We start from the raw sequence: 7,330 nt of genomic DNA, 5'->3' as shown, positions 1-7,330 counted from the left end.
CCGTCAACCTCCACACCTGAAGACAAAAACAGCAGTTCGCCCGGCATTCGCCGGCCAACCCTGCCGCGATGTTCAGAAGGTGCGTCGTCAACCGGTCCGCTTCCGCGGCCGGCGCCGATGAACAGGGGTATACGGACCACTCCCCGCCCCGTCAATCGCAAATCTCGCCAGAGCCGAAAAAATCTCGTCTCGGCCCGGAACCGCCCTGGATTGTGCGCAGAACGGACGGACGGGGTGCCTCAATCTCGACATCCTGTCCCCCGACATGCTTCCTCTCTAGAAGGGCGGCCCGCCGAACCGTTTTCGGCCGCGCCGCCCGTTGCCGCCGCGACTGCGCCGACGGTGAATGTTGTGCGGGACGAGCGAGTGAAGCGCGAGCGATACAGGATCGACGGCGCGCTGCCCGTCGCACAGGGCGGCCCGGCTCCCCTGGATCTGTTCGGATCCGAGGCGGCGCATGTCGACCGGCGGACAGTCAATCTTCGCTGGCTCTGTGCGAGTTCCCTTACCGGCCTGACCGGGGCCGGCCTGATCGCGGCCGCCCTTCATGTCTCCATCCAGGGCGACTCGTCTTATGCGGCCATTCCCGACAGGCCGACCGCCGTTCCGCGTCTCCAGCCGTCCGAGGGTAGCGCCAACGTCGCCCATAAGGGTGATCGCCTCGTTCGGAACCCCATGGTCGCCTCAGCGCGCCAGAGCTACCGCGCCCCCGTCACTGTCCGCCTCGGGGATCGTGAGATCATCAAGGCCAAGCCGTTCGTACGCATCACCACTCCGCTTTCGCTGACTGTGGGCACTTATACGTCCGACCTTCCGCGCTTCGATCCGATGAAGTTCGTCTCGGACGAGCCGCAGGAGCGCGCTTCGGATGCGGCGGCCGACGCGCCGGGTGCTGAAGTCACTGTCGTGAAGCGCGATCTCGCGAGCCTTGCAGTCGATGCCTCGGCGCCCGCCCTCAGCGACGACGACGTAACCGTTCAGGTCGAGGAGGAGCGGCGGCTGGCTGCCGAAGCCGGGCGGCGCACCACCATCCCGATCGCTCCACAGATCATGCTGTCCCGCACGCTGCAGCAGGCCGCAGGTGCCCTCGACGGGACACCCAAGGAGAATAACCCGTTCAAGGCGATCGAGGTGCTGGTCGTCCCCGAGAACGTCACGAAACTCGCCAAGACGGATCTGAAGCCCAACGAGTCGCCCTTCGTGGAAGAGCGCGATCTCGCGATGGGCAAGAACGAGACGCTGGAGGCTGTCCTCAAGACCACCGGCTTCGCCACTGACGAGCAAATTCGCGGCATCGTCGCGGCTCTTGGCGGCAAGACGAAGACCTCCTCCCTCGGGGAAGGTCAGCAGATGCGCGTTCAGATCGCGCCCGGTGCGACCCCGGCCAATGCGCGGCAGGTGACGCGTGTCGTGCTCTATGGCGAGGCGGGCATCGAGAGCATCGCCGCCATGAACGACCGGGGCACCTTCGTCTCCGTCGCGCCGCCGACCGAGGATGCGTCCGGTCAGAAGCCGGTGGTCCAGGCCGATGCCGGTGAGGAAGATGACGAGGATTCCGGCTCCGGGCCACGGCTGTATCAGAGCCTGTACGAGACGGCGGGCCGCCACGACATCCCACGCGCGACCGTCGAGGATATCGTCCGCGTCTTCAGCTACGATCTCGACTTCCAGCGCCGTGTCCAGAGCGGCGACGGCCTCGACGTCTTCTATACCTATGATGAAGAAGGCACCGGCGCCGACCGGCCCGACCTTCTCTATGCCGCGCTCACCCTCGGGGGAGAGACGCGGAAGGTTTACCGCTTCCAATCACCCGACGACGGCTCCATCGATTATCTCGACGATCAGGGTCGCTCCCTGAAGAAGTTCCTTCTGCGCAAGCCGATCGCGGACGGCATCATGCGGTCGGGCTTCGGCTACCGCCGCCACCCAGTGCTCGGCTATGCCAAGCTCCATACGGGCGTCGATTGGTCGAACCCGATCGGAACGCCGATCATGGCCGCCGGCAACGGCCTCGTCATCCGCGCCGAGATGACATCCGGCTATGGCCGACGCGTCGAGCTGCAGCACATCAACGGCTATGTGACGACCTACAATCACATGTCGCGGTTTGCCCGTGGCATTACCGAAGGTGTGCGCGTCCGGCAGGGTCAGGTCATCGGCTATGTCGGGTCCACCGGACTCTCCACCGGCGCTCACCTCCATTACGAGGTGATCATCAACGGACACTTCGTGGATCCGATGAAGATCCGCGTTCCCCGTGGCCGGGAACTGGACGGGCGGCTGCTCGCCGAGTTTCGTCGCCAGCGCGAGCAAATCGAGGCCACGATGCAGAAGGGCAAGAGTGCGACGGCCATGGCCCAGCGCGACGCCTCCATTCGATAGAGGTTTCGGTCAGAAGCCGAGCCTCGCGCGAATATCGCGCGGAGTGGCGCCCGCCTCGCGTAAGGAGGCAAGGCTCGCGGAGCCGCGCGACTTGGCGAGCTTTCGGCCCTCCTCATCCTCGATCAACCCGTGATGGTGGTAGCGGGGGGTGGGAAGGCCGAGAAGCCTTTGCAGCACCACGTGAAGGGCCGTCGCCGCTTCGAGATCAGAACCACGCACCACGTGGGTGATGCCTTCCAGCGCGTCGTCATGGACCACAGAGAGATGGTAACTCGTCGGGACGTCCCGGCGTGCGATGACCGCATCGCCCCACGGGGCCGGATCGACCAGGCACCACCGCTCGTCTCCGCCATCGAACGTGCAAAAGCCGAGCTCGCCGCAGGCCCGGGCTTGGGGGAGGGCGCGTGTCATGTCGAGCCGCCAAGTGTGCGGCTCGCCGCGCTCACGCCGCGCCTTCGCTTCGTGTGGATCGAGGCCGCGGCAGGTCCCCGGATAGAGCGGGGCGCCATCCGGATCGCTCGCGCAGGACTGGGCCCGTATCTCGCTGCGGGAACAGAAGCAGGGATAGGCAAAACCCGCAGCGACGAGGCGATCAAGGGCTGCCCGATATTCACTCATATGCCGCGATTGGCGACGCACAGGCTGCGGGTAGCTGAGCCCGAGCCACGCCAGATCACTGACGATTCCTTGCGTGAATTCGGCTCTGGAGCGCGTCGGATCGATATCCTCGATCCGCAGGAGGCAGAGACCTCCAAGATCAGACGCGATGCGCGCATTCAAAACAGCAGAGTAGGCATGCCCCAGATGGAGGCGCCCGTTCGGGCTCGGCGCGAATCGCAAACGTGCGGACGCACCACTCACCCGTCGTTGTGGGTGAGACAGCGCTCGCCACTCGGCACGCAGGCAATGCCGGGGAGCGAGCACGCAATACCCTCGGGCCGACGCGAGCAGACCTGACACCCATCCGACCACTCGATGCAGGTGGGATCGTCGGCAACCTTCACGCTGGATGGAGGATGGGATGAGGGCGCCAAGGCCCCGATCACGACGGTCGCCGCCGCCAAGACGGCAATGCCGATCAGCGCGAGGCGCTCCGTCGGCGCATTCGGTCGTGTGGGCGGTAGCGACATGCGCCTTGTTCGCGTGCGCGGCACCGTCCTGTCAACGCGTTCCCAGCTGCGGTAACGCCGCGGGCCATGACAGAGTAAGCATCAAGATATAAATTCGCTCAAGACAGATAACCTGTCTCGTGCGGTAAATTCTGTCATGACAGACATTATTGAGTGCCGCGAATTTTACTTGCTTGCACAATTACAAATTGATCTCAGCGCCCAATACGGATATCTTGCCAACTTACGCGGGCGTAAGCGCCTTAATGTGTCAAAATTTTTGATTGAACCTCAAAAGTAGCGCACGTGTGAATTGAGTTGGCTGTCCGTGCGCGCTATACGGCCATCGAAAGTGATTTGTGAACCGTTTCCTTCCACGATGGACGAAGAATGATGTCTTCCACGTTCGATGATCGCCTCTTGTCGCTGACCGCCGGCATCGTCACGGCTTACGTCAGCAACAATCACATCCAGCCATCGGATGTGCCGGAGGTCCTGACGAACATCTACCGGACGATGTGGGACATCGAGAGCAAGCGGAAGCCGGTCGAGCTTCCGCCCAAGCTTACCCCGCAGGAGATCGACCGCTCGATCACTACGGACTTCCTGATCTCGTTCGAAGACGGCAAGCCCTACAAGACGCTGCGGCGCCACCTCGCGATGCAGGGTCTCACGCCGGATGAATACCGCGCCAAGTGGGGGCTCGGTCCCGATTATCCCATGACCGCACCGTCCTATTCCAAGCGTCGCTCGGAACTCGCCCGCGCGCTCGGTCTCGGGAAGATGCACCGCGTGCCTGCCGTCCGGGTTCCCACCGCCGCTGAATGATGGAAACGGCGGCGCATCGGCGAAGGTGTCGCGCGCCTGCCTTAATCGGCTCCGATAGGCTCCCCGAGACAATCCCCGCCCGGCCCAGCCGGCGGGGGCCCCGCCTCCGGAGCCACGCATGACGACCCGCCTGCCCCTTGCCGCGCTCTTCGCCGCGATCCTCTGCGGCACCGCCTCCGCTCAGATGGCGCGGACCGAGCCGCAGGACGGGCCGGGCAAGGAGACCGCGAGCAAGCAGGTTCCGCTCAGCCGGGGCGAGATTCAGCTCTCCTTCGCCCCGGTGGTGAAGCGGGCCGCGCCCTCGGTCGTGAATGTCTACGCCTCGCATGTCGACAAGCGCTCGAACGCGCGCGCCAGTGCGATGGACGAGTTCATGCGCCGCTTCTTCGGCGAGCCGGAAAGCGGGCGTGGCCCGCGCGGCGACCGGGCGCAGAAATCCCTTGGCTCGGGCGTCCTCGTGGACGGGTCCGGCCTCGTCATCACCAACGCCCACGTCATCGACAACATGAACGAGGTTCGCGTCGCGCTCTCCGACCGGCGAGAGTTCGAGGCCTCGATCGTTCTGCGGGACAGCCGCACGGACCTCGCGGTGATCCGCATCAAGCAACCGCCCGCCGGACTGGCGCCGATGCCCTTCGGCGATGCCGACAAGCTCGAGGTCGGCGACTTCGTGATGGCGATCGGCAACCCGTTCGGCGTCGGCCAGACGGTCACCCAGGGCATCGTGTCGGCTCTGGCGCGCACGCAGGTCGGCTCGGCCGATTACCAGTACTTCATCCAGACTGATGCCGCGATCAATCCGGGCAATTCCGGCGGTGCGCTGGTCAACCTGCAGGGCCAACTCGTCGGCATCAACACCGCGATCTATTCGCAATCGGGCGGTAGCCACGGCATCGGGTTCGCCATTCCGGTCAGCATGGTGAAGGCCGTGGTCACCGCCGCCAAGGACGGGCAGACGGTGGTCCGCCGCCCCTGGCTCGGCGCGCGGATTCAGAACGTCACGCCCGACATCGCCGACAGCATGGGCCTCGACCATCCGACCGGCGTGCTCGTCGCGAGCCTCCAGGCCAAGAGCCCGGCCGAGGAATCCGGCCTCAAGCGCGGCGACCTGATCCTGACGATCGACGGGCAGGTCGTCGATGACCCGGAGGCGTTCGGCTACCGCTTCGCCCTGAAGGGCACGAGCGGTCAGACCAAACTCGGCATCCTGCGCGGAACCACCCGGCAGTCGGTGATGGTGAAGCTCATCACCGCGCCCGAGACCCGGCCGCGCGACTCCCTGAAGGTCCGCGCCCGCTCGCCCTTCCTGGGAGCGAGTTTCGTGAACACCTCGCCCGCCGTCGCGGAAGATCTACAGGTGGACTTCCCGACCGAGGGCGTGGCGGTCGAGGCGGTGGACGAGGGCTCCATCGCCGCTCGCGCCGGGCTGCAGAAGGGCGATATCGTGGTCGCTGTGAACGGCCTGCCCATCGCCACCACCAAGGATCTCGACCGGGTGACGCGCACCACGCCCGGTGCCTGGGAGGTCGTCATCAACCGCGGCGGCGAGGTCATGACCTCGATCTTCAGCGGTTGATCCCGGCGCGGGGGCGCTTGCGCAGGGCGGTGTCGAGGGTGTTGATGCCCCATGCCTGATCTCTTCGGTTCGGCCGAGACCGCCCCGCCGCAAGCCCCTCCGCCCGAAACCGGCGTGAACCGGCCTTTGGCCGACAGGCTGCGTCCGCGAACCCTCGATGAGGTCGTCGGCCAGGAGCACCTGACCGGGGAAGGCGGCGCGCTCACACGCCTCCTCCGCGGGCGCAATCTCGGCTCGCTGATCTTCTGGGGACCGCCCGGCACCGGCAAGACCACGGTGGCGCGCCTGCTGGCCAACGCGACCGACCTGCATTTCGAGCAGATCTCCGCGATCTTTTCGGGCGTCCCCGACCTGCGGAAGGTGTTCGAGGCGGCCCGCAAGCGGCGGGCGCAGGGGCAGGCGACCCTGCTCTTCGTGGACGAGATCCACCGCTTCAACCGCGCCCAGCTCGATGCCTTCCTGCCCGTGATGGAGGACGGCACGGTGACGCTGATCGGCGCCACCACCGAGAATCCGTCCTTCGAGTTGAACGCGGCTCTACTTTCCCGCGCGCGGGTGCTGCTGTTCCGCGCCCTCGACCCCGGTGCGATCGCCCGCCTCCTGGCACGGGCCGAAGACCTGACCGGGCAGGCCCTGCCGCTGACAGAGGAGGCGAGGGGCGTTCTCGTCCGCATGGCCGATGGCGATGGACGGGCGGCTCTCACCCTGGCCGAGGAAGTCTGGCGTTCAGCCGCGCCCGGCGAGACCTTCGACGCCGACGCCTTGCAAAGGATCGTGCAGCGCCGTGCGCCCGTCTACGACAAGGCGCAGGAGGGCCACTACAACCTGATCTCCGCGCTCCATAAGACGGTGCGCGGCTCGGACCCGGACGCCGCCCTCTACTACCTCTGCCGGATGCTCGATGCCGGGGAAGACCGGCTGTTCATCGCGCGGCGTCTCGTGCGCATGGCGGTGGAAGATATCGGGCTTGCCGATCCCCAGGCCCTCGTCATCGCCAACGCGGCCAAGGACGCGTTCGACTTCCTCGGCAGCCCCGAGGGCGAGCTAGCGCTTGCCCAGGCGGCGATCTACCTCGCCTGCGCCCCGAAATCGAATGCGGTCTACACCGCCTATAAGGCCGCGACGCGGCTCGCCAAGGAGGCGGGATCGTTGCCGCCGCCGCGCGTGATCCTCAACGCGCCGACCAAGCTGATGAGGAAGGTCGGCTATGGCGACGGATACCGCTACGACCACGACGAGCCGGATGCCTTCTCGGGACAGGATTACTGGCCGGAGGCCCTGGGCCGCCAACACCTCTACGAGCCGACCGAGCGCGGCTACGAGGTCCGGCTCGCGGAACGCCTCGCCCGCTGGGAGGATCTGCGCCGAGCGAGGCGCGAGGAGAGCTAGAGCCGTATCCGCCGAGTTGAGCCGCTCCCGTCGATGGATGCCCGGC

Annotated in this window: 6 protein-coding genes; 4 read left to right on the top strand and 2 right to left on the bottom strand. The window is 66.2% G+C overall.

The window, feature by feature from the left end:
- The first annotated feature begins 366 nt into the window (after window positions 1–366).
- Window positions 367–2,382: a M23 family metallopeptidase gene (locus J4O73_RS23195; RefSeq protein WP_426221234.1), complete on the top strand. Its 2,016-nt coding sequence runs from the start codon at window positions 367–369 to the stop codon at window positions 2,380–2,382.
- A gap of 9 nt (window positions 2,383–2,391) precedes the next feature.
- Here the strand turns inward: J4O73_RS23195 and gluQRS are convergent, their stop codons facing one another.
- Both gluQRS and J4O73_RS23185 read right to left on the bottom strand, forming a co-directional pair.
- Window positions 2,392–3,243 (bottom strand): tRNA glutamyl-Q(34) synthetase GluQRS, encoded by an 852-nt coding sequence (gene gluQRS / locus J4O73_RS23190; RefSeq protein WP_426221232.1) that lies wholly within the window; start codon window positions 3,241–3,243, stop codon window positions 2,392–2,394.
- On the bottom strand, window positions 3,240–3,512 hold the full coding sequence (locus J4O73_RS23185) for a hypothetical protein (RefSeq protein ID WP_426221230.1): 273 nt from the start codon (window positions 3,510–3,512) through the stop codon (window positions 3,240–3,242). The genes gluQRS and J4O73_RS23185 overlap by 4 nt, the downstream gene beginning before the upstream one ends.
- A gap of 372 nt (window positions 3,513–3,884) precedes the next feature.
- On the opposite strand from J4O73_RS23185, the gene J4O73_RS23180 reads away from it, so the two are divergent.
- The 3 genes from J4O73_RS23180 (at window position 3,885) to J4O73_RS23170 (ending at window position 7,284) form a co-directional block, all read left to right on the top strand.
- Window positions 3,885–4,319, top strand: coding sequence for a MucR family transcriptional regulator (locus tag J4O73_RS23180; protein ID WP_426221244.1), 435 nt, complete (start codon window positions 3,885–3,887; stop codon window positions 4,317–4,319).
- A 118-nt stretch (window positions 4,320–4,437) separates the two neighbouring features.
- Window positions 4,438–5,895 carry a Do family serine endopeptidase gene (locus J4O73_RS23175; RefSeq protein ID WP_426221228.1) on the top strand — a complete coding sequence of 486 codons (1,458 nt, stop codon included), beginning with the start codon at window positions 4,438–4,440 and terminating at the stop codon, window positions 5,893–5,895.
- A gap of 51 nt (window positions 5,896–5,946) precedes the next feature.
- A complete protein-coding gene (locus J4O73_RS23170; protein ID WP_426221227.1) occupies window positions 5,947–7,284 on the top strand; it encodes a replication-associated recombination protein A in 1,338 nt (445 codons plus the stop codon).
- Window positions 7,285–7,330 lie beyond the last annotated feature (46 nt).

This window comes from Methylobacterium sp. NFXW15 (assembly GCF_049887755.1).
Classification (GTDB): Bacteria; Pseudomonadota; Alphaproteobacteria; order Rhizobiales; family Beijerinckiaceae; genus Methylobacterium.
This window is presented reverse-complemented; position numbering and strand designations above follow the sequence as displayed.